Raw genomic sequence first — 22187 nt, forward strand, 5'->3', positions numbered from 1 at the left:
GATGTAGGCGTCGCAGCAGTACTGCACCCCGCGGTCGGAGTGGTGGACGAGGCCGTCAAGACTGTCCGTGCCGCGCACCGCCACGGCATGGGCTATGGCCTGCCTGAGGGCATCGAGAGACTCCGAGGCGCGCAGCGACGGCGAGACCTTGTGGCCTACGACCTTGTGCGAGTAGGCGTCGGTGACTATGTGCAGGTAGCACGTGCCACCGCATTCGAGCGGTATGTAGGTTATGTCGGCCACCCACAGCTGGTTCGCGGCCGTGGGCGTGAAACCGCGCACGAGGTTCTTCCACTTGTGGTAGCGGTGGTTGGAGTCGGTCGTGCGGCGGGGCTTCGGGCGCGCCAGCACGAGACCACGCAGGCGGAAGAAGCGGTCGCGGCCGGGCATCCGTTCGCGACCGAAGACCGAGCAGAGCATCAGCCACAGCTTGCGGCAGCCTATGCCCGGGGCCTCCGAGCGTATGGCACCCACCTTCTCCAATATGCTGCGCTCGCTCAAGGAGGGCTTCACCCCGCAGGCCCGCAACCGGTAGTAGGCCTGGCGGCTGCGGCCAAACAGACGGCACGCGGACGAGACTTCCACGCCGCGTCCGCTGACCAGTTCCGTCACTGCTTGGCCCCATGTTTTTTTCTTATGGATATTTCATACTCACGCTCGGCGATGTCTATCATCACGTCGCGAGCCTCCGTCTCCAAACGCGAGTACGCAAGCGCCTTCTCCAACTCGCGCACGCGCTTGCGCAGGGCCGCGTTCTCATCCCTGTATTCCTCCTTGCTGCGTCTTGCCATGTCGTCGTATTCTTCTTCCGACGGCAAAGATAAGGTTTTCTCCCCATACTTTGACTGCCATGACGACAATAACGTCGGATTACACAGACCGTACTTCCTTGCACACTTGCGCTTGCTCATGCCTGACGAGTAATAGTCACGAAGGACGCTCAATTTGAACTCCTCGCTGTACTTTGTTGGACTCTTTCGCATTGTTTTACACATTTTTTATTGTTCATAAATGTGTCAACTTTTGCCAGGACAAGACAGACCGAATTATAGCATATAACGGTTAATGCGGCAACACATCTTCATATTTATGATTATCAGATATGGAAACGGTGACGTTTTTTTGCTTTCCGGGGAGTAAAAGGACTGAACGAGCCTGACTGGCTGCCGCCATCCCAATCCTTTACGGACGCGCCTCCATACGGCACTCCACGGTATTGCGCATAACGCTTACGTATCCCGTCAACATAGCCCACCGTCTCCGAGCCGCGCATATACCCGTATTTAACCACCGGGTCGTTATAGAATTGTGGCTGCTCCAGCGCCAAAACATAATATGCGACATCACGCCACCGGTTAGGGTTCTTGCCGTTCTTGCGTGCCAAAGCCATTGCATCTTGAATATGGAAATATCCTCCGTTATAAGCAGCAAGTACAAAAAGCTGCCTTTCGGCCGCATTCTGCACGCTCCTGAAGTATCCGGCAAGCTCCCTCAAGTATTGGGCGGCAGCCCGTACATTATGTTCCGGATCATATATCGCAGAACGTGGTAGGCCCAAATGGTCCGCCGTTGACGGCATTATCTGCATAAGTCCGCACGCCCCTGCCCATGAACGCGCTTTCGAGTCAAAACAAGATTCCTGGTAACATTGCGCCGCCATCAACCGCCAATCCCATCTCGCAACAGGAGCATATCTCTTAAACAAATGGTCATAATGCGATATTACGCCTCCTTTTCGGTTCAGGAACGGTGCATATACATGCCTTGTAACACTTCTTGAGGAAAACACATAACTCTCCTCTTCACGCACTTCTGCATACATTGACGGCTTAAACCAAGAATCAAGGCTGTCGGCCAGTTCCTCATTTCCTCCAGCAACTGCCCATTGCACCCCCAACGAATCAACTCCCGCACCGCAGAATATAAGCTTTTTGCCGGTTTTTATCCGTTTCGGCAAAGGGAAGGCAATCAGGTCAGCGTCACCATTTTCCAGACGTTGCAGCATTTCCGTAGTATCCTTGCAAAGCTCTACACGCAATGAGACCCCAAGTTTTTGCGCAAATTTCTCGCACAACAGATATTGGGTACCCATTCCCCTGCCACGATAGTCATAATAAGTATCAGGACCTGACATCGTCAATATTATAAGCTCACCATTACTTATAATGTCATTAACGGTGAAAGCCGCATTTAAAGGCACACTGTCTTCACCAACTTCACCCCATGGAGTAACTATTTTTTCCTTCTTGCCCTCCGAACATGAAACCATAAAAGACAATAAAATCATTGCCATGACAAATAGAAACACGCTATAGGCTGATTGCTTCCACCGTGTATGACTGGAAAGAAAAGGCAATGTCTTTTTTACACAAAAACGCATCCTAATACTTTCAAAATGCAGACAAGAATACTTGTTTTACTATAATTTGAGTACAAAACTACAACATTCCTTGCAAATATGCTTCAAAAAGCGTATTTTTGCCAAACATTTTTAATAATTTTATATATTATGTTGCGCATAGCTGTACAATCAAAAGGACGTCTGTTTGACGACACGATGAATCTGCTCAACGAGGCGGACATCAAAATAAGTTCCAGCAAACGCACCCTTTTGGTGCAATCATCCAACTTTCCGCTCGAAGTTCTTTACCTTCGTGACGACGACATACCGCAAAGTGTAGCCACAGGCGTGGCTGACATCGGTATCGTAGGAGAAAATGAGTTTGCCGAGAAGAACGAAGACGCAAGAATTGTAACCAAGCTCGGGTTCAGTAAATGCAGGCTTTCGCTTGCAATACCGAAAAACATTGATTATAACGGAATTGAATGGTTTAACGGGAGGAAAATAGCTACTTCATATCCTGTAATACTGAAAAACTATTTAGATAATAATGGTATAAATGCCGAAATTCATGTAATAACCGGAAGTGTCGAAATCAGTCCGGGCATAGGGTTGGCCGACGGTATCTTCGATATAGTAAGCAGCGGTTCTACCCTCGTAAGCAACAACCTGAAAGAAGTAGAGGTTGTAATGAAAAGCGAAGCCGTACTAATAGCAAATAAAAACCTTGACGCCGACAAACATGACATTCTTGACAAAATGCTGTTCAGGATTGAAGCTGTACGGAATGCCGAAGACAAGAAATATGTAAGGATGAACGCGCCTAAGTCTCGACTTGACGACATAATAAACGTATTACCCGGACTTAAAAGTCCGACAGTCATTCCGCTTGCCGACCAAGAATGGTGTTCTGTACACACGGTATTGGACGAAAAACGCTTTTGGGAAATCATAGGAAAACTGAAAGAGTTAGGCGCGCAAGGCATACTGGTCACCCCGATAGAAAAAATGATACTGTAAACGATGATACGTGAAAGGGATTAAGTTATGAAAACATATAAATACCCCTCGCCTAAAGAGTGGACTGAAATAACTGAGCGGCCACACTTAGATACAGCAAGGCTAAATAAAACCGTCAACGACATACTAACGGACATTAAGTCGCGCGGCGATGAAGCAGTCAAGGAATATGAAGAAAAATTCGACAATGCAAAACTTCAACACCTTGCTGTAAGCCAAGAAGAAATAGACGAGGCGGTAAGGTCGACACCAAAAGAATTGTATGATGCGATTATGCTTGCTCATGGAAACATCTCAAGATTCCATGCGTCACAACATATTGAGACAAAAAAAATAGACACTACTCCTGGAGTTACCTGCTGGCAAAAGATTGTACCGATAGAGAAAGTCGGTCTATATGTACCAGGAGGTACCGCCCCTCTGTTCAGTACTGTGCTCATGCTCGCGACGCCTGCCAAGATCGCAGGCTGCAAGGACATCATACTATGCTCACCTCCAGGAGCCGACGGAAAAATAAATCCCGCAATACTGACGGCCGCGAGGATTGCCGGAGTGAGCAAAATATATAAGGCTGGAGGTGTGCAGGCAATAGGAGCAATGGCATACGGAACTGAAAGCATACCCAAAGTATATAAAATATTCGGACCTGGCAACCAATATGTCATGGCTGCCAAACAGCTGGTTTCACTCCATGACGTATCAATAGACATGCCCGCAGGTCCGTCAGAAGTATGCGTCATAGCCGACGACTCAAGTAACGCTGCATTCGTTGCGGCTGACTTATTGTCACAGGCGGAGCACGGTATAGACTCTCAAGTATTGCTCATTACGACTTCAGAACACCTCGCAAAGGATGTAATAAGCCAAATTGATATACAATTAAAAGCGTTACCGAGGCATGGCATAGCCGCCCAAGCACTCGGGAATAGTAAGATAGTGATTTTGAAAAGCAAAGACGAAGCTATATCATTAAGTAACTTATACGCTCCGGAACATCTCATTATAGCAACCGATGACTACGATGAACTGGCAGAAAAAGTTGTAAATGCCGGCAGCGTCTTTCTCGGGAAATATGCATGCGAAAGCGCCGGTGATTACGCCAGCGGCACAAACCATACCCTACCGACACATGGATATGCCACAGCGTACAGCGGGGTCAACCTTGACAGCTTCAACAGAAAAATCACATTCCAACATCTTACTCCTGAAGGAATACGCAACATAGGCCACGCGGTAGAGGTAATGGCCGAAAACGAACAACTGTCCGCGCATAAAAACGCGATGACACTAAGAATGTCAGAAATTAAGCATTAAAAGTCAGCAGAACATGTCTTACGCAGCAGATTGCGCCTGTCAGCATTACGGTTTAAGCGTGTCTGCATATTATCATTAGGCAAAGTTTCTAATCCTATACGATAAAAATACAACAATATGAGACCGTTAGAAGAACTTACACGCCCAAATATCTGGGCACTGAAACCATATAGCAGCGCAAGGGACGAATATAGCGGCAACGAAGCAAAAGTATTTCTCGACGCTAACGAGAACCCGTATAATAATCCGCTAAACCGATACCCTGACCCATTGCAAAAAGGCCTAAAGGCGCGATTAGCCCAAATAAAAGGGGTAGCGAAAGAAAATATCTTTCTCGGAAACGGGTCAGACGAAGCAATCGACCTCGCCTATCGCTGCTTTACACGCCCTGGAACAGACAACGTGGTCGCCATAGAACCGACATACGGGATGTATAAGGTTTGCGCTGATATTAACAATATTGAATATCGCCCGGTATTGCTGGACCAAGACTTCCAGATCAAATCATACAAGCTGCTCAAGGCGTGCGACAAACACACAAAACTTATTTGGCTTTGTTCACCCAACAATCCAACAGGGAATAACTTAAATCGCAACGAGATAGTCAAGACAATAGAGTGTTTCGATGGACTTGTAATTGTTGACGAAGCATATTCTGACTTTTCGCAGGAACGCCCATTACGCCTCGAAATAGACAAATATCCCAACCTTATTGTACTCAACACATTCAGCAAGGCTTGGGGATGTGCGGCAATACGCCTCGGCATGGCCTTTGCAGACAAAAAAATCATTGATATTTTCAACAAAGTGAAATATCCATACAACGTTAATGCGCTGACCCAGAAAAATGCCCTTGAGGCCTTAGCTGAGCCGTATGAAGTGGACAAATGGATTAAAATTATATTATTGGAGCGCAGCCGAATGATTGATGCATTTAAGTTATTGCCTTCATGCGAAAAGGTTTATCCAACAGATGCGAACTTTTTTCTTGCTAAAATGCACGATGCACAAACCATTTATGACTATCTAAAAAGCAATGGTATAATAGTAAGAAACCGTACGCATGTAAGCCTTTGTGATGATTGTCTGCGCATAACCATCGGCAGCAAGACGGAAAACAATGAACTACTTGCCGCTCTCAGACAGTATTGACCTACAACAGTCTATCCGCATAACAAAATCATGGCATTAATCGTATCATAAGTTCCTGATTGTGAAAAGCCGTATTCAACAAGACAAAACACGGTAAAACACAAGGCGAAAGGCGGCAAAACACAATGTGTTTTGCCGCCTTTCGTAATTACGCACTTAAATAGCTGAATATCAACATATTACACAGTGGAATGCGACATTTTCTTTATAGAAAGACAAAGCATTGACCATGCCAACGGCATTTAATACCAATACAAAAATATATAAACACTAAAAAGCTACATGCCGAATGCTTATTCATAACGCACGAAAGATAAAAAATAATAAAATTATCACAAAATAAGATATAAATCATAGGCTAAGATACAAAAAAAGAGTAATTTTGTCAACAAAAAATCTAATCAACAAGCAATAATGAAAAAAGTTTTATTTGCAATGCTTATGCTGATGTTATCTATTGGATACGCATCAGCTCAAAATCAGGCAAAGATCAAGTTTGACAAAACGACCTATGACTTCGGAAAATTCTCTGAATCAACTCCCGTTCAGAAATGTACATTTACATTCACGAATGTCGGCAATGCCCCATTAATTATCAATCAGGCGGTAGCGAGTTGTGGATGTACAATACCCAAATACACAAAGAAACCTATAGCGCCAGGAGAAAAAGGCTCTCTTAATGTTACATACAATGGTAAAGGACGTTTTCCTGGACATTTCAAGAAAACAATAACCGTCAGGACCAATGGCAATCCCGAAATGACACGCCTTTACATAGAAGGGACAATGGAGGAAGCAAAATAACCAAAGCAAAAAATAACAACAAGAGTTAAGAATCCAGCCGTATTAAGCCAACGCTTGCGCTAATTCTTAACTCTTGTTTTTTTAAAATGAATATGCAAATCCTATAGATGCATATTCTTTGAACTGCCAATAACCCAAGTCCTCATCACGCGACGCGCCGTCGTCAAAACGCGGATAAATGAAAACGTTTGACGATATGAACTTATTGAATTGGAACGTGATCGTATTTTCCCACTCAACTTCCGTACGTTTATACGTTGTGTAAGCATACAGGCGTGACTTCCATTTGATGAGTTCGGACATAGTCCATGTAAGATCAAAAGTACACTCCGAACCAAAATCATTCAAAGTGTGCTTGCCTTCCTCAAGGCCATATTGAGTCGCAAGCTCCTCCCTGCCAACATATTTAAAGTTATACGCAAGTGGTGCGAGCTGGATTGAACCGGTTAGCCTGTTGTTAAGTGCGTTTACAGTATAGCTCATACCAAGTGAAAAGTTCATGTTCAACGGCGACAAAATGTCAGAATATACGGCAGGATCATTGCTCTTGTATCCCCTCATGAACTGCGTGTAGGCAATCAGCTGGAATGTATAATACCATTTATTCGTAGCCTGGAGCCCCAATTTACCAGTATATCTTATAAGGTCCTCGGTGGTTTTAACAGAGTGCAATGTATCCCCTCGAGACGTCTGCACACCAAGCTTCAACTCTAATTTATTCTCAAACTTTAGTTTTTGCTTATTATTATAATTCGCTTGCAATGTAGCACTGGCCATCATTGAATAATTACTCTCGCCACCCTTATACCAGTTGTCTGATACATAATTCTGCAAGAACTGTAAATAATAGTCACCGCTGAAAGTCCAGAAATTCGGTTTTTCTACAACAATCTCTAAAGGCACGTCAAGTTCCACCTCAGGCACAACTTCGTCTTTCTTGACGTATTTCACCTTATGCCTTAAAGGCTTCGTTATTTCTTCATGTAAAGAGCCTGCCCTGGCAATTTCACCCTCAGTAGCCTCCACACGCCCCGGGCGACGCATATATGCCGCCATAAGCACATCGTCAATGGCAGATTCGACATCGTCAACACTATCTGCCCCCAAAACTAAGCTCCTACCTGCTATTGAATGATAAAATGTTAATGGTGAGAATAGCCTGAAATACCTCGAGTCAGCAGCAGGTTTTATTGACAACGAGTCCATAAGGCGTGAAACTGAATCAGCCTTAACCTTATAAGCCCGTAATGAATCCATATAAGCAACTACTACAGATGTGTCAACTTGAGGACGATTAAGACGATGTCGCCAATGTTTAACCTGTCCGCAAGCCACTCCGGCAAAACCTGTCAATACGATAACAAACAAAAGTTTGAGCTTCATGTTCTGAAAATACATTATGCCTGCAAAGTTAGCATTTATTTCACAAATAAAACCCCACCCTTCGTTTTTTCTCTTAATAAAGAGGTTATAATTTGTAGGTATCAGCATTTTTTTTTAATTTTGCACGTTGTATTTTCATTTCGTATTAGTAATCAAATTATTTATATCGTGGCAGAAACAAAATATATCTTCGTCACAGGCGGTGTCGCTTCCTCGCTTGGTAAAGGAATCATATCATCGTCAATAGGAAAACTTCTTCAAGCCAGAGGTTACAACATCACAATCCAAAAGTTTGACCCTTATATAAACATTGACCCGGGTACGCTCAATCCATATGAGCACGGGGAATGTTATGTTACGGTTGACGGTCATGAAGCTGACTTGGATTTAGGACATTATGAACGCTTCACCGGTATCCAGACAACAAAAGCAAACAACCTTACAACCGGTAGAATATACAAGTCTGTCATAGACAAGGAGCGTCGCGGAGACTATCTTGGAAAGACAATACAAGTAATCCCCCATATTACGGACGAAATCAAGAGAAACGTAATGTACCTTGGGAAAAAGGAAAATTACGATTTCGTAATCACTGAAATCGGCGGTACCGTCGGCGACATCGAGAGCTTACCGTTTCTGGAGAGCATACGCCAGCTGAAATGGGAGCTCGGCAAAAGAGCTCTGTGCGTGCACCTTACTTATATACCATATCTCGCTGCGGCAAAAGAATTGAAGACAAAACCGACACAGCATTCTGTAAAAGAATTGCAAAGCGTAGGTATACAGCCCGATATTCTTGTCTTGAGAACCGAGCACCCAATTAATGACGGCATACGCAAAAAGGTTGCGAATTTCTGTAACGTTGATTTCGATGCCGTTGTTCAGAGCGTAGACATGCCGACGATATACGAGGTTCCGGTACGTATGCAGGAACAAAAACTCGACGAGACAATCTTGCGGAAAATGGGTGAGCCAATAGGTGAAACCCCTACCCTTGGCCCATGGCGCTCGTTCCTTGAGCGCAGACACAAGGCAACCGAGGTTGTAAACATCGGTCTTGTCGGCAAATATGACCTTCAGGATGCTTATAAGAGTATTTTGGAAAGTCTGTCGCAAGCTGGGACCTATAATGATTATAAAGTCAAGACAACATTTATCAATAGCGAAAAGATAAACGAAGAGAATGTAAGTGAGAAACTTGCAGGTATGGACGGAATCGTTATATGTCCGGGATTTGGGCAACGTGGAATAGAAGGAAAAATCGTTGCTGCCCATTATACGCGCACACACGATATACCAACGTTCGGCATTTGTTTAGGCATGCAGATGATGGTAATTGAGTTCGGCCGCAATGTCCTTGGGTATGAGGATGCAAATAGCCGCGAGATGGACGAAAAGACCGAGCACAACGTAATTGACATAATGGAGGACCAGAAGAATATCACGAATATGGGTGGAACAATGCGTCTTGGCGCTTACGAGTGCGTACTAAGACAAGGTTCTCGTGTATTCAATATATATAAAAAAGAACACATACAGGAGCGCCATCGTCACCGCTACGAATTCAACAACGACTTCGAGCAAGAATACGAACGTTCAGGAATGAAATGCGTAGGACGTAATCCTGAAAGCGATCTCGTTGAAATCGTTGAAATTCCAGGCTTAAAATGGTATATCGGAACACAATTCCATCCGGAATATTCAAGTACGGTACTGCATCCGCACCCTTTGTTCCTCGATTTCGTTAAAACCGCAATCGAAAACAATAAAAGCAAAAATAAATAATAAGCATATAGTTTTCAGAAATGGACAAGAATACGATTATAGGTTTTGTACTCATTGCGCTTCTTCTGATTGGTTACAGTTGGTATACAAAACCATCAGAAGAAGATATTGCGCAACAAAGAAAGCAAGACTCAATAACCGCCATAGCCAAACAAAAGGCTGAGCAACAATTTAAAGCCGAGCAACAGGCCAAGAATATTAATGCCACAAACGCTGTAAAGGATACTACCGTAGCATTCTATAACGCCCTGACTGGCAAGGCTGAAGACATTGTTCTTAAAAACTCCAAGATTGAGCTTACTTTAAGCACAAAAGGAGGAACGGTTGAAAAAGCCGTCATAAAAGGCTTTGAAGACAGAAACGGTAATGCCGACCTCACTTTGTTCGATTCAAAAGAACAATCTCTGAAGTTCATGCTTGCTGGTAAAGAAACCAATATCATCACCAGCGACCTGTATTTCACTCCGTCAAACGTTACAGACACAACAGTAACAATGACCGCCGTTGCTGGCAACGGAAAATCTTTGGTAATGAAGTATAAACTCGGCAAGGATTACATGCTTCATTTCTTAATGCAGGCAAACGGACTGAGTGGCATGTTTGCACCCAACTATGACAAGATGGACATAGAATGGACAGACCTATGCCGTCAGCAGGAAAAAGGATTTACATTTGAAAACAGATATTCATCCCTGACTTATCATCTGACAGAGGGTGGTACAGACAATCTGAGCGAAGCAAGCGAGAAAGTTGATGAAAAAATCGACGAAACAATTGACTGGGTTGCATTTAAAAACCAATTTTTCAGCGCGGTCATGATCGCCAAGAATGATCTCGGTACAAACTCGCTTCTTACAAGTATTCCACAGGAAAAAGGCTCAGGATATTTAAAACAATATGGTGCCAAATTAAAGACATCCTTTGACCCTACAGGCAAACAACCCACAGAACTTGAATTCTATTTTGGTCCAAATGATTTCAATCTATTAAGACAAATTGAGAAGGAAAGCACTTTCAACAAAGACCTCGAAATGCAGCGTCTTGTATACTTGGGATGGCCTATTATCCGCATAATAAACCGTTGGTTTACCATCTATGTGTTTGACTGGCTTACGGACATGAACATAAATATGGGTGTCGTACTTATCCTCATCACCCTTTTGTTAAAGCTTATTACATATCCATTGGTAAAGAAAAGCTACATGTCATCAGCCAAGATGAGAGTATTAAGACCGAAAATAGAGGAAGCGACAAAACAGTACGACAAGCCGGAAGACCAAATGCAAAAACAACAGGCCATGATGGCTATGTACTCAAAGTACGGAGTAAGTCCGTTAAGCGGATGCTTGCCAATTCTCATACAGATGCCTATCTGGATTGCAATGTTCAACTTTGTACCTAACGCAATTCAACTTAGAGGTGAAAGTTTCCTTTGGATTAGCGATTTGTCAACTTATGACCCGATTATTGAATGGAATACGAACTTATGGCTTATCGGTGACCATCTGAGTTTAACGTGTATACTGTTCTGTGCCGCAAACGTACTTTACAGCGTCATGACAATGCGTCAACAGAAAGACCAAATGATTGGGGCACAAGCCGAACAGATGAAGATGATGCGCTGGATGACATATCTTATGCCGATATTCTTCTTCTTCATGTTCAACGATTATTCAGCAGGCCTAAACTTCTATTATTTCATCTCGTTGTTTTTCAGCGCTGCTATTATGTGGACTCTGCGTAAAACGACAAATGACGAGAAGTTATTGGCCATACTTGAGGCGCGCTACCAAGAGAACAAGAACAATCCGCAAAAGATGAGCGGACTGGCTTCCAGACTTGAGGCTATGCAGAAACAGGCCGAGGAACTAAAACGTCTGCGTGAACAACAGGAGAAAAACAAGCCGAAAAAATAAATTTTAATAATCAATGTAGGGGCAGACGTTATCGGCTGCCCCTATGTTTAAACTACCAATATCCATGAACAAAGCAATTATGCTTGCAACCGCGCTTGCCATCGGTTGCAGCTCGATAGACGCACAAGAGGCAACCGACTTTATCGGAAAAAGTGACATTAAGTTGACAAGTGACCTTATGACACCTGAAGCACTCTGGGCTATGGGGCGAATAGGAGGACACCAAGCATCACCGGACGGCAAGAAAATCGTATACCAGGTAAGCTATTACAGCGTAAAAGAAAATAAAAGCCATACCGTAATATACGTCATGGACGCAAACGGCAAGAACAATAAAATGCTCACAACTGGCAACAAGAGCGAAACCGACGCTGTATGGATTAATAACGGAGAGAAAATAGCCTATCTTTGTGATGGACAGATTTGGACTATGAATGCCGACGGAACAGATCGAAAGCAATTAAGCAACGACAAGACCGGTATAGACGGATTCATATTCTCACCCGATGAAAAAAAGGTTATATTGATAAAACAACTACCCTATCACGGAATCATAAAAAAGAATCCTTCTGATCTTCCGAAGGCCACCGGAATGCTTATTACCGACATGAATTACAGACACTGGGACGAATATGTAAAATCTATACCTCACCCATTCGTCGCAGATGTAACAACAAACGGCATAAGCGAGGGCAAAGATATAATGGAGGGTGAGCCATACGAATGTCCAACAAAGCCTTTTGGCGGTATTGAACAGCTTGCATGGAGTCCTGATTCAAAGGAAATTGCATACTCGTCACGCAAAAAAACTGGAGTTCAATATGCAATATCCACCGATGTGGACATATACCTTTATAATGTTGAAACGGGAAAAACCGTAGCTAACCTATGCAAACAGACTAACTATCAAGAGCCGGCTATCAACCCGACAAAGTCTATGAAATACCAGGCTGTAAATTCTGAAGAAAACCTAAAGAACAATCCTGGATATGATGTTAATCCTCAATTCTCGCCCGACGGGAAATACATAGCTTGGCAAAGCATGGCCCGCAATGGATATGAAAGCGACCGTAATCGTCTATGTATCTACGAACTTGCCACTGATACTAAAAAGTATGTCACCGAATCGCTTGATACAAACGTTGATGCTTTCTGCTGGAGCTCAGACTCTGAAACATTATATTTCCTTGGCGTATGGCATGGATGTGAAAACATATACCAGACGAATTTAACGGGCGAAGTAAAACAACTAACTGACGGATGGTATGATTATGGTTCCGTACAATTACTAAATGACGGAAACAAGCTACTTGCAGAGCGGCACAGTATGTCACAGGCATCCGAACTTTTTGTAATTAATCCGAACAAGAAAGAAAAGCAATCAAAGGCGGAACAAATTACATTTGAAAACAAGCATCTGTATGACCAGATGACTTTCGGCAAAATCCAGCAGCGTTGGGTCAAAACGACTGACGGAAAAGACATGCTCTACTGGATTGTGTTGCCAGCACATTTTGACGAAAATAAAAAATATCCCACGCTGCTTTTCTGTGAGGGAGGACCGCAAAGTCCTGTGTCACAATTCTGGAGCTATAGATGGAATATGCAAATCATGGCGGCAAACGGATATGTCGTGATTGCACCTAACCGTAGAGGCTTGCCGGGCTTTGGCAGTGAATGGAATGAACAAATATCCGGCGACTGGACAGGCCAATGCATGAAAGATTACCTTACAGCTATTGATGATGCATGCGAAAACCTGCCATTCGTTGACAAAGACCGTCTTGGCGCAGTAGGAGCAAGTTTCGGCGGCTTCAGCGTATATTATCTTGCTGGACACCATGACAAACGTTTCAAGTGCTTCATCGCCCATGACGGTGCGTTCAATCTTGAATCAATGTACGCAGACACAGAGGAAGCATGGTTCAGCAACTGGGAATATGAGGATGCGTATTGGAACAAAGACCTAAGCGAAAACGCACGCAGAACATACGCAAACTCGCCACATAAGTTTATCGACAAGTGGGATACTCCTATCCTATGCATACATGGTGAAAAGGATTACCGTATAAACGCCAATCAAGGAATGGGTGCATTCAATGCAGCAAGAATGCGTGGGATACCGGCTGAGTTGCTTCTGTTCCCCGACGAGAACCATTGGGTGCTCAAACCGCAGAACGGCATTCTATGGCAACGAACGTTCTTCAATTGGCTTGACAAGTGGCTGAAATAAATTATTTGATTAAGAGTTAAGAAAGACATTTTCTTAGCTCTTAATTATAAAAAAATCTACATAATCTTAGAAAAACAACAATAATACATAATAACATGACTGATAAAATTCAAAAAACACTCAGAGATTCCGCCGCAACAAGATGGCTGGTATTGTTTTTCCTTGCGTTTGCGATGTTCTGTTCATACATATTCATGGACATCCTCTCGCCTATCAAAGACTTAATGCAGTCTACACGTGGTTGGGATTCAACGGCATTCGGTACAATGCAAGGTTCGGAAACATTCCTTAACGTATTTGTATTCTTCCTGATTTTTGCCGGAATAATCCTTGACAAAATGGGCGTACGCTTCACAGCCGTACTCTCAGGTGTTGTAATGCTTGTCGGAGCGACAATCAACTGGTACGCGGTAACAGAAGCATTCCAAGGCAGCAGTCTTGAAACATGGTTTACCGAGAATTTAAACTACATACCTGGATTCGACGAATTAGGTATCTCACCATTCTATCTCGGCATGCCTGCATCTGCCAAGTTTGCAGCCGTTGGCTTCATGATTTTCGGTTGCGGCGTTGAAATGGCAGGCATAACCGTATCACGAGGAATTGTAAAATGGTTTAAGGGACACGAAATGGCACTTGCCATGGGTTCAGAAATGGCACTTGCTCGCCTAGGTGTTGCTACGTGTATGATCTTCTCGCCGGTATTCGCGAAGCTCGGCGGCGACATCGACGTTTCACGCTCTGTAGCATTTGGTGTAGTCCTCCTTATGATTGCGCTAATCATGTTCATCGTCTATTTCTTCATGGATAAGAAACTTGATGCACAGACAGGCGAAGCCGAGGAGAAAGACGATCCGTTCAAGGTAAGCGACATCGGTAACATCCTACGCAGTAGCGGATTCTGGCTTGTTGCTCTTCTGTGTGTACTGTATTACTCAGCTATCTTCCCGTTCCAGAAGTATGCCGTAAACATGCTGCAATGTAACCTTACTTTCACAGAGGTACCGACAGATTCGTTTTGGGCAGGCAACACTGTTACCGTAATCCAATATATAATTATGCTCATTGTCGCTGCGGCTGCTTTTGCCAGCAACTTCTCTAAGAAAAAAAGTACAAAATCGCTTATGCAGATTGTTGCCGTAGTAGCCCTTGTGGTGTTCTGCTATATGGGATACATGCGCCAGAGCGCTGAGACTGTATTTGCCGTATTCCCGCTACTCGCCGTTGGCATCACCCCTATCTTAGGCAACTATGTCGACCATAAGGGCAAAGCCGCCTCTATGCTCGTGATAGGCTCGCTGTTGCTCATAGCCTGCCATCTTACTTTCGCGTTCATCCTACCCTTGTTCAAAGGCAACGCGATAGGCGGAGTAATTGTAGCCTACATAACAATCCTCGTACTCGGAGCCAGTTTCTCACTCGTACCAGCGTCTTTGTGGCCAAGCGTACCTAAGCTTGTTGACGCAAAAATCATCGGTAGCGCCTACGCCCTTATCTTTTGGATACAGAACATCGGCCTATGGCTATTCCCACTGCTAATCGGTAAAGTGCTCGACAAGACAAATCCGCAACTTGTCTCAGATCTACAGAACGGTGTAATAACACCGCAAGAGGCGGCCGTATCTTACGACTATACTGTACCTTTGGTAATGCTCGCCTGCCTTGGTGTGGCAGCACTTATCCTCGGATTTGTCCTCAAAGTTGTAGACAAAAAGAAAGGTTACGGACTTGAAGAACCGAACATCAAGGAATAACCATAAATTTATATCGAGATAGACTTATCTTACAAGCAAGTGGACAAAATTATTTAAAAATTAATTTTGTCCACTTTTTTAATAAACAGGGATGTTTCTCTTTATTGCTAATAATTCAGACTGGGCAATAAAGCCATATTTCAGATAATAATAATTCTAAAAGGAATTGACCGTCTTTTGCCATGCGAAGAACCATCTTTCAGCTTCCAAAAGACCATGTATTAAAACACAATATACGGCATATTGAAAATATGCAATATTCAAGATAGCAATCAGCCAGCCATATAACCCTGAAAAAACGATTAATACTCGTTATTTACAGTCATATAGTTTTTATATTTGGCAATACGGATAAAATATTGTAATTTTGCACCGCGAAATTCATAACATCATAAGGTAAGCTAAAAAGATGATAACTGTCACAAATCTTGCAATCCAATTCGGAAAGAGAGTCCTTTACAAAGATGTAAACATCAAGTTCACTAACGGTAATATTTATGGGGTGATCGGAGCCAACGGTGCCGGAAAATCCACATTATTAAAAGCCATCAGCGGCGAACTTGAACCCAACAAAGGAAGTGTAGAACTGGGACCAGGAGAAAGACTCTCTGTGTTGGACCAAGATCACTTTAAATATGACGAATACTCCGTACTCGATACTGTGCTTATGGGGCACCAGCCGCTATGGCAAAACATGAAGGAACGCGAGGCGATATACATGAAATCTGATTTCAGCGAGGAGGATGGCAACCTCGTTGCTGAACTTGAGGAGAAATTCGCCGAGATGGGCGGCTGGAATGCCGAAAGCGATGCAGCCCAAATGCTGTCAAACCTTGGCGTAAAGGAAGAGCTGCACCAAAAGCAGATGAGCGAACTTTCAAACAATGAAAAAGTACGCGTAATGCTGGCAAAAGCCCTCTTTGGCAATCCTGACAACCTGCTGCTTGACGAGCCGACCAACGACCTTGACCTTGACACGGTACAATGGCTGGAGGAATATCTGAGCAATGTAGAGCAAACGGTACTTGTAGTAAGCCACGACCGACACTTCCTTGACGCCGTAAGCACCCAAACAGTAGATATTGACTTCGGCAAGGTAACAGTATTTGCCGGCAACTACTCGTTCTGGTACGAAAGTTCTCAGCTGGCTCTGCGCCAGGCACAAAACCAGCGACAAAAGGCGGAAGAAAAGCGCAAGGAACTTGAAGAGTTCATACGCCGTTTCTCAGCCAACGTGGCAAAAAGTAAACAAACGACAAGCCGTAAAAAAATGCTTGCAAAACTGACTGTAGATGAAATCCGCCCGTCTTCACGTAAGTACCCGGGAATCATCTTCCAAATGGAACGTGAACCAGGTAACCAGATTCTTGAAGTTGAGGGACTCAAGGCTCTTGATTCCGACGGAACGGTCTTGTTCGACAATGTCAGCTTCAACGTGGAAAAAGGTCAGAAAATAGTATTCCTCAGCCATAACCCCAAGGCTATGACTGCCTTGTTTGAAATAATCAATGGCAACCGTACAGCCGACGCCGGAACATATAAATGGGGAGTTACCATAACCACTGCATACCTGCCTCTTGACAATACAGAATTCTTCCAAAGCGAATTAAACCTTGTTGAATGGTTGAGCCAGTTCGGCACGGGAAATGAAGTTGCCATGAAAGGTTACTTAGGCCGCATGCTATTCAGCGGCGAAGAGGTACTAAAGAAGGTCAACGTATTAAGCGGTGGAGAAAAGATGAGATGCATGATAGCCAGAATGCAGCTCAAGAACGCCAACTGCCTTATATTAGACACTCCGACAAACCACCTTGACCTTGAAAGTATACAGGCATTCAATAACAACTTAATAAACTTCAAGGGAAACATTCTGTTCAGTAGCCATGACCATGAGTTTATACAGACTGTTGCCGACCGCATAATAGAACTGACCCCGAAGGGTACGATTGACAAGTTAATGCAGTACGATGACTACATATATGACGAACAACTAAAAGAACAACGTGCAAAAATGTATGAATAAATGTCACACAGACATATAATGGCAAGATTTTTGCTGTGTCATTATAAAAATACATATCATCATGAAAGAGGAAAAAGATAACATAAAAGAGGCAAAACAAGAAGCCGAAGCAATGGAGGCTACCAGAGAAACAGAACAGGCAAACGAAACCCCAAAACCTGAAACGGAAGAGACTTGCACAAATACAGCAGAAGGCGTTGAAGAGGAAGAAGCAAGCAACGAGACCTCTGGCGAAAAGGACGAGCTGACGGCCGCGCAGGAGGAAATAGCACAGCTGAAAGACAAATACCTGCGCTCTGTAGCGGAGTTCGACAATTACCGTAAACGTACGCTGAAAGAAAAAGCGGAACTTATCCTTAACGGTTCGGAAAAAGCCGTTCAGGCAATATTGCCAATTATCGACGACATGGAACGTGCCATAGCAAACGCCGAAAAGACAGACGACGTTAACGTTCTTCGTGAAGGCATGCAACTAATTTACCAAAAGACCAATAAAATAATGGAAAGTCTTGGCGTAAAAAAGATTGAAACAGATAATGCCGACTTCGATACTAATTTTCACGAAGCCGTAGCTATGGTGCCAGGCATGGGAGATGACAAAAAAGGAAAAGTGCTCGACTGTGTCCAGACGGGTTATACTCTTAACGACAAAGTTATAAGACACGCAAAAGTGGCTGTCGGACAATGAGAATAATGGAGGATAATTTATACATTGTATCCTAAAACGCATATATTTTCATTGTTCACATTGGCAATTTAATTCTCAGAGTTATGGCAAAAAGAGACTATTATGAGGTTCTTGGCGTAAGTAAAGACGCAACCGAAGACGAAATAAAAAAGGCTTACAGGAAAATCGCCATCAAATATCATCCGGACAGGAATCCTGGCAATAAAGAGGCTGAGGAAAAATTTAAGGAAGCAGCCGAAGCCTACGACGTACTGCATGACCCTCAAAAGAGAAAACAATATGACCAGTTTGGATTCAACGGTCCAGGTGGTGAAGGCGGCTTCGGAGGCTTTAGCAGCGCCGGTGGCTTCAGCATGGATGACATATTCTCCATGTTTGGAGATATATTCGGTGGTCGGGGTGGATTCGGCGGATTTGGCGGCAGTGGATTCAGCAGTGGTGGCCAACGCCGCCCGGCCCAGCACCGTGGTTCAGACCTTCGCCTGAAAGTAAGGCTTACTCTACAAGAGATATCCACTGGAGTTACCAAGAAATTTAAAGTAAAAAAAGACGTGACATGTAGCCACTGTCATGGAACCGGCGCCGAAGGCAACAGTGCTAAAGAAACGTGTCCTACATGCCATGGTTGCGGAATGGTAACCCACACGACACAAAGTATGTTCGGTATGATGCAGACACAAAGCGTTTGCCCCACGTGTGGAGGTGAAGGCACCGTCATCAAGAACAAATGCCATGCATGCGGTGGCAGCGGTGTAGTAAAAGGAGAAGAAGTCGTTGAAATCAACATTCCGGCAGGCGTATCAGAAGGCATGATTGTGAACGTACCAGGCAAAGGCAACGCTGGCAGACACAATGGTGTGCCTGGCAATATACAGGTTTACATAGAAGAAGAGCCTAATGATACATTTGTCCGTGACGACAACGATATAATATACAACCTATTACTTGATTTCCCCACTGCCACGCTTGGAGGAAGCGTTGAAATACCGACTATCGACGGAGGTAAGGTCAGAATAAAAATTGAGCCCGGCACACAACCAGGCAAAGCCCTACGCCTAAGGGGAAAGGGACTGCCCGCCGTACATGGATATGGTAGAGGAACTGGCGATATGGTCGTAAACATCAGCGTTTATGTGCCAAAAACATTGACAAATCAAGAACGCGACATGTTGGAAAGTATGCGCAACAGCGACAACTTCAAAGGCGACACGGCAACCAAGCGTACCATTTTCCAGAAATTCAAAAATTACTTCAACTAATTGATAGTAATTATTCATGACATACGAAGAAACAATTAAATATCTATACAACAGCGTCCCTATGTTCCAAAAAGTGGGCGCTGTTGCTTATAAAGAGGGATTGGAAAACACGCTCATTTTAGACGAACATTTCGGTCATCCCCACAAAAAATATAAAACAATACATATTGCGGGCACCAATGGTAAAGGCTCTTGCTCACATACAATTGCCGCCATCTTGCAAGCTGCCGGATATAAAGTCGGACTATATACATCGCCTCACATAAAGGATTTCAGGGAACGCATAAGGATAAATGGACAATGTATAAGTAAAGAATATGTAATCGGTTTCGTACAAAATGAGCGTCATTTTTTTGAACCGTTACATCCAAGCTTTTTCGAACTGACAACAGCTATAGCATTTAAATACTTTGAAGAATGTAAAGTAGACATAGCCGTAATAGAAGTTGGTTTAGGCGGAAGGCTTGACTGCACCAACATCATCACACCTATACTGTCGGTCATCACAAACATCAGTTTCGACCACACACAATTTTTAGGCGACACATTAGCAAAGATAGCTTACGAAAAAGCTGGCATAATAAAAAACGGCATACCTGTAGTTATCGGAGAAACGACTGAAGAGACGAAACCTGTATTCATATCTAAATCTATTGAGCAAAATGCGAAATTAATATTCGCAGAAAGCGAAAATGAGATTATCAATGCCAAATCATTGACAGAAGGCGGTATCTCGTACAACACACACACGTTCGGGGCGCTATACGGAGAACTTGGCGGACTATACCAAAAGATGAATACCAACACTATTCTGTGCTCAACAAAAGAGCTGATTGAATCAGGAATAAACATAAAAAAAGAAGATATAAAAACAGGATTTGCCCATGTCACAGAAATGACCGGACTACATGGAAGATGGCAAAAAATCAAAGAACACCCGACTGTGATTTGTGACACGGGACACAACGTTGGCGGATGGAAATATCTGAGCAAACAATTAAATATGCAAAAATGCAAACAGATGCGGATTGTATTTGGCATGGTTGACGACAAAGACGTTTCTACCGTCATTAGCCTTCTTCCATCTAATGCAATATACTATTTTACCAAGGCAGACAACAAGAGGGCTATCAACGAAAATGAAATTAAACAGATAGGTGATGCCCATCATTTGAAATCAAAATCGTTTCCAAACGTCAAAAATGCTTACCAGCAAGCTATTAATGACGCAGATAAAGACGACTTTATTTTTGTAGGAGGAAGCAGTTATATTGTTGCGGATTTTCTAAATGACTGTGTTTAATCGTTTTTAACAATAAAACGAAATAATTTCATATGTTTCATTTGTGTTTCTCAACTTTTTTAAGTTACTTTGCATGTATGTTTTCTAACTTAAAAAGTTAATATTATGAGCACAAATGAAACACATTGTCTGTGTGGCTTGAAAAGAGAGGATTTTCAAACCACGATAAACGGAAAGAAAACAGATTTATATATTCTCAAAAACAAATGGGGTAATGAAGTAGCTATAACCAATTATGGAGGCGCTATCGTCGCAATAATGGTTCCCGACAAGAACGGTGATTACGCTAACGTCATACAAGGACACGATAATATCCAAGACGTCATCAACAGCCCTGAGCCCTACCTCTCTACATTGATAGGCAGATATGGAAACAGAATATGTAAAGGAGAATTTCAGTTAAACGGAAAAAAATACCAGCTGGCCATTAACAACGGTCCAAACTCCCTCCATGGAGGTAAATCAGGATTTAACACAAAAGTGTGGGACGCATTAATGATGAATGATGAAACACTGATACTCAACTACGTTTCATCTTATGGTGAAGAGGGATACACAGGAGAAGTGAAAGTAACGGTCGCATATATTTTTAATGACGATAATGAGTTAATTATCGAATACATGGCGACCACAAACAAAAAAACGGTAATAAACTTAACAAGTCATGGTTATTTCAGCTTGGCAGGAATAGCAAACCCAACGCCAACAATTGATAACCTCATATGCGAGATCAATGCTGACTTTTATTTACCAATTGATGAAACGTCAATCCCAACAGGTGAAATCAGATTAGTCAAAGACACACCTTTTGACTTCCGTACACCGAAAACAATAGGGCAAGACATTAACGCAGACAATGAACAAATAAAGAACGGCGCAGGATATGATCATTGTTTCGTTCTGAATAAAAAAGAAGAAGGTGAACTTGGCTTCGCTGCACGTGTAAAGGAACCTGTAAGTGGCCGTGTTATGGAAGTTTATACAACAGAACCTGGCGTTCAGTTCTATACGGATAATTGGGCAGACGGATACAAGGGACAACATGGGGCAACTTTCCCACGTAGAAGCGCTGTATGTTTTGAAGCACAACACTTCCCTGACTCTCCTAACCGACCATATTTCCCGTCCGTAATATTGAGACCTGGTGAACAATATAAACAGAAAACAATATATAAATTCAGTATTGAAAAATAAATCATTAAACTAATATTC

At 43.3% G+C, this 22187-nt stretch carries 17 protein-coding genes; 13 read left to right on the forward strand and 4 right to left on the reverse strand.

The window, feature by feature from the left end; all coding sequences use genetic code 11:
- From H6A34_RS07455 to H6A34_RS07465, 3 genes are all read right to left on the reverse strand, one after another.
- The coding region (locus tag H6A34_RS07455; RefSeq protein ID WP_205104560.1) for a DDE-type integrase/transposase/recombinase at positions 1 to 612 on the reverse strand (612 nt) is incomplete at its 3' end.
- On the reverse strand, positions 609 to 983 hold the full coding sequence (locus H6A34_RS07460) for a transposase (protein ID WP_205104561.1): 375 nt from the start codon (positions 981 to 983) through the stop codon (positions 609 to 611). The genes H6A34_RS07460 and H6A34_RS07455, both read right to left, overlap by 4 nt.
- A 113-nt stretch (positions 984 to 1096) precedes the next feature.
- The gene (locus tag H6A34_RS07465; RefSeq protein ID WP_239480800.1) at positions 1097 to 2269 is read right to left on the reverse strand and encodes an MltF family protein; all 1173 of its coding nucleotides are present in this window, start codon (positions 2267 to 2269) and stop codon (positions 1097 to 1099) included.
- Between the two features lie 240 nt (positions 2270 to 2509).
- On the opposite strand from H6A34_RS07465, the gene hisG reads away from it, so the two are divergent.
- The 4 genes from hisG (at position 2510) to H6A34_RS07485 (ending at position 6631) form a co-directional block, all read left to right on the forward strand.
- Complete coding sequence (hisG, locus tag H6A34_RS07470; RefSeq protein WP_205104564.1) at positions 2510 to 3361, forward strand: ATP phosphoribosyltransferase; 852 nt, start codon at positions 2510 to 2512, stop codon at positions 3359 to 3361.
- A gap of 27 nt (positions 3362 to 3388) precedes the next feature.
- Entirely contained in the window at positions 3389 to 4675 is a 1287-nt protein-coding gene (gene hisD / locus H6A34_RS07475) for a histidinol dehydrogenase (protein WP_205104566.1), read from the forward strand.
- Positions 4676 to 4792: 117 nt separating this feature from the next.
- Positions 4793 to 5827 carry a histidinol-phosphate transaminase gene (hisC, locus tag H6A34_RS07480; protein ID WP_205104568.1) on the forward strand — a complete coding sequence of 345 codons (1035 nt, stop codon included), beginning with the start codon at positions 4793 to 4795 and terminating at the stop codon, positions 5825 to 5827.
- 414 nt (positions 5828 to 6241) lie between these two features.
- Entirely contained in the window at positions 6242 to 6631 is a 390-nt protein-coding gene (locus H6A34_RS07485; RefSeq protein ID WP_021947392.1) for a DUF1573 domain-containing protein, read from the forward strand.
- 81 nt (positions 6632 to 6712) lie between these two features.
- Here H6A34_RS07485 and H6A34_RS07490 read toward each other — a convergent pair whose 3' ends face one another.
- Complete coding sequence (locus H6A34_RS07490) at positions 6713 to 8014, reverse strand: DUF3078 domain-containing protein (RefSeq protein WP_205104570.1); 1302 nt, start codon at positions 8012 to 8014, stop codon at positions 6713 to 6715.
- A gap of 168 nt (positions 8015 to 8182) precedes the next feature.
- On the opposite strand from H6A34_RS07490, the gene H6A34_RS07495 reads away from it, so the two are divergent.
- The 9 genes from H6A34_RS07495 to H6A34_RS07535 all read left to right on the forward strand — a co-directional run bounded on the left by H6A34_RS07495 (position 8183) and on the right by H6A34_RS07535 (position 22169).
- Entirely contained in the window at positions 8183 to 9799 is a 1617-nt protein-coding gene (locus H6A34_RS07495) for a CTP synthase (RefSeq protein WP_021947390.1), read from the forward strand.
- Between the two features lie 20 nt (positions 9800 to 9819).
- Positions 9820 to 11715 (forward strand): membrane protein insertase YidC, encoded by a 1896-nt coding sequence (gene yidC, locus H6A34_RS07500; RefSeq protein WP_205104572.1) that lies wholly within the window; start codon positions 9820 to 9822, stop codon positions 11713 to 11715.
- 64 nt (positions 11716 to 11779) lie between these two features.
- Entirely contained in the window at positions 11780 to 13948 is a 2169-nt protein-coding gene (dpp5, locus tag H6A34_RS07505) for a dipeptidyl-peptidase Dpp5 (protein ID WP_205104574.1), read from the forward strand.
- A gap of 95 nt (positions 13949 to 14043) precedes the next feature.
- The gene (locus H6A34_RS07510; RefSeq protein ID WP_205104576.1) at positions 14044 to 15702 is read left to right on the forward strand and encodes an MFS transporter; all 1659 of its coding nucleotides are present in this window, start codon (positions 14044 to 14046) and stop codon (positions 15700 to 15702) included.
- A 409-nt stretch (positions 15703 to 16111) separates the two neighbouring features.
- Positions 16112 to 17725 carry an ABC-F family ATP-binding cassette domain-containing protein gene (locus H6A34_RS07515; RefSeq protein WP_205104578.1) on the forward strand — a complete coding sequence of 538 codons (1614 nt, stop codon included), beginning with the start codon at positions 16112 to 16114 and terminating at the stop codon, positions 17723 to 17725.
- 61 nt (positions 17726 to 17786) lie between these two features.
- The gene (locus H6A34_RS07520; protein WP_021947379.1) at positions 17787 to 18413 is read left to right on the forward strand and encodes a nucleotide exchange factor GrpE; all 627 of its coding nucleotides are present in this window, start codon (positions 17787 to 17789) and stop codon (positions 18411 to 18413) included.
- 83 nt (positions 18414 to 18496) lie between these two features.
- Positions 18497 to 19672, forward strand: a complete 1176-nt coding sequence (dnaJ, locus tag H6A34_RS07525) for a molecular chaperone DnaJ (protein WP_205104580.1) — start codon at positions 18497 to 18499, stop codon at positions 19670 to 19672.
- A gap of 16 nt (positions 19673 to 19688) precedes the next feature.
- The gene (locus H6A34_RS07530) at positions 19689 to 20975 is read left to right on the forward strand and encodes a bifunctional folylpolyglutamate synthase/dihydrofolate synthase (protein ID WP_205104581.1); all 1287 of its coding nucleotides are present in this window, start codon (positions 19689 to 19691) and stop codon (positions 20973 to 20975) included.
- Positions 20976 to 21077: 102 nt separating this feature from the next.
- On the forward strand, positions 21078 to 22169 hold the full coding sequence (locus H6A34_RS07535) for a galactose-1-epimerase (RefSeq protein WP_205104595.1): 1092 nt from the start codon (positions 21078 to 21080) through the stop codon (positions 22167 to 22169).
- The last annotated feature ends 18 nt before the right edge of the window (positions 22170 to 22187 follow it).

It is taken from the genome of Marseilla massiliensis (genome assembly GCF_016899855.1).
GTDB lineage: Bacteria > Bacteroidota > Bacteroidia > Bacteroidales > Bacteroidaceae > Prevotella.

Coding starts and splice junctions, on each gene's coding strand:
- H6A34_RS07530 (WP_205104581.1), top strand. CDS start 19,689: ATGACATACGAAGAAACAATTAAATATCTATACAACAGCGTCCCTATG.
- yidC (WP_205104572.1), top strand. CDS start 9,820: ATGGACAAGAATACGATTATAGGTTTTGTACTCATTGCGCTTCTTCTG.
- H6A34_RS07485 (WP_021947392.1), top strand. CDS start 6,242: ATGAAAAAAGTTTTATTTGCAATGCTTATGCTGATGTTATCTATTGGA.
- H6A34_RS07490 (WP_205104570.1), bottom strand. CDS start 8,014: ATGAAGCTCAAACTTTTGTTTGTTATCGTATTGACAGGTTTTGCCGGA.
- hisG (WP_205104564.1), top strand. CDS start 2,510: ATGTTGCGCATAGCTGTACAATCAAAAGGACGTCTGTTTGACGACACG.
- H6A34_RS07465 (WP_239480800.1), bottom strand. CDS start 2,269: ATGGTTTCATGTTCGGAGGGCAAGAAGGAAAAAATAGTTACTCCATGG.
- hisC (WP_205104568.1), top strand. CDS start 4,793: ATGAGACCGTTAGAAGAACTTACACGCCCAAATATCTGGGCACTGAAA.
- dpp5 (WP_205104574.1), top strand. CDS start 11,780: ATGAACAAAGCAATTATGCTTGCAACCGCGCTTGCCATCGGTTGCAGC.
- dnaJ (WP_205104580.1), top strand. CDS start 18,497: ATGGCAAAAAGAGACTATTATGAGGTTCTTGGCGTAAGTAAAGACGCA.
- H6A34_RS07460 (WP_205104561.1), bottom strand. CDS start 983: ATGCGAAAGAGTCCAACAAAGTACAGCGAGGAGTTCAAATTGAGCGTC.
- H6A34_RS07510 (WP_205104576.1), top strand. CDS start 14,044: ATGACTGATAAAATTCAAAAAACACTCAGAGATTCCGCCGCAACAAGA.
- H6A34_RS07520 (WP_021947379.1), top strand. CDS start 17,787: ATGAAAGAGGAAAAAGATAACATAAAAGAGGCAAAACAAGAAGCCGAA.
- hisD (WP_205104566.1), top strand. CDS start 3,389: ATGAAAACATATAAATACCCCTCGCCTAAAGAGTGGACTGAAATAACT.
- H6A34_RS07515 (WP_205104578.1), top strand. CDS start 16,112: ATGATAACTGTCACAAATCTTGCAATCCAATTCGGAAAGAGAGTCCTT.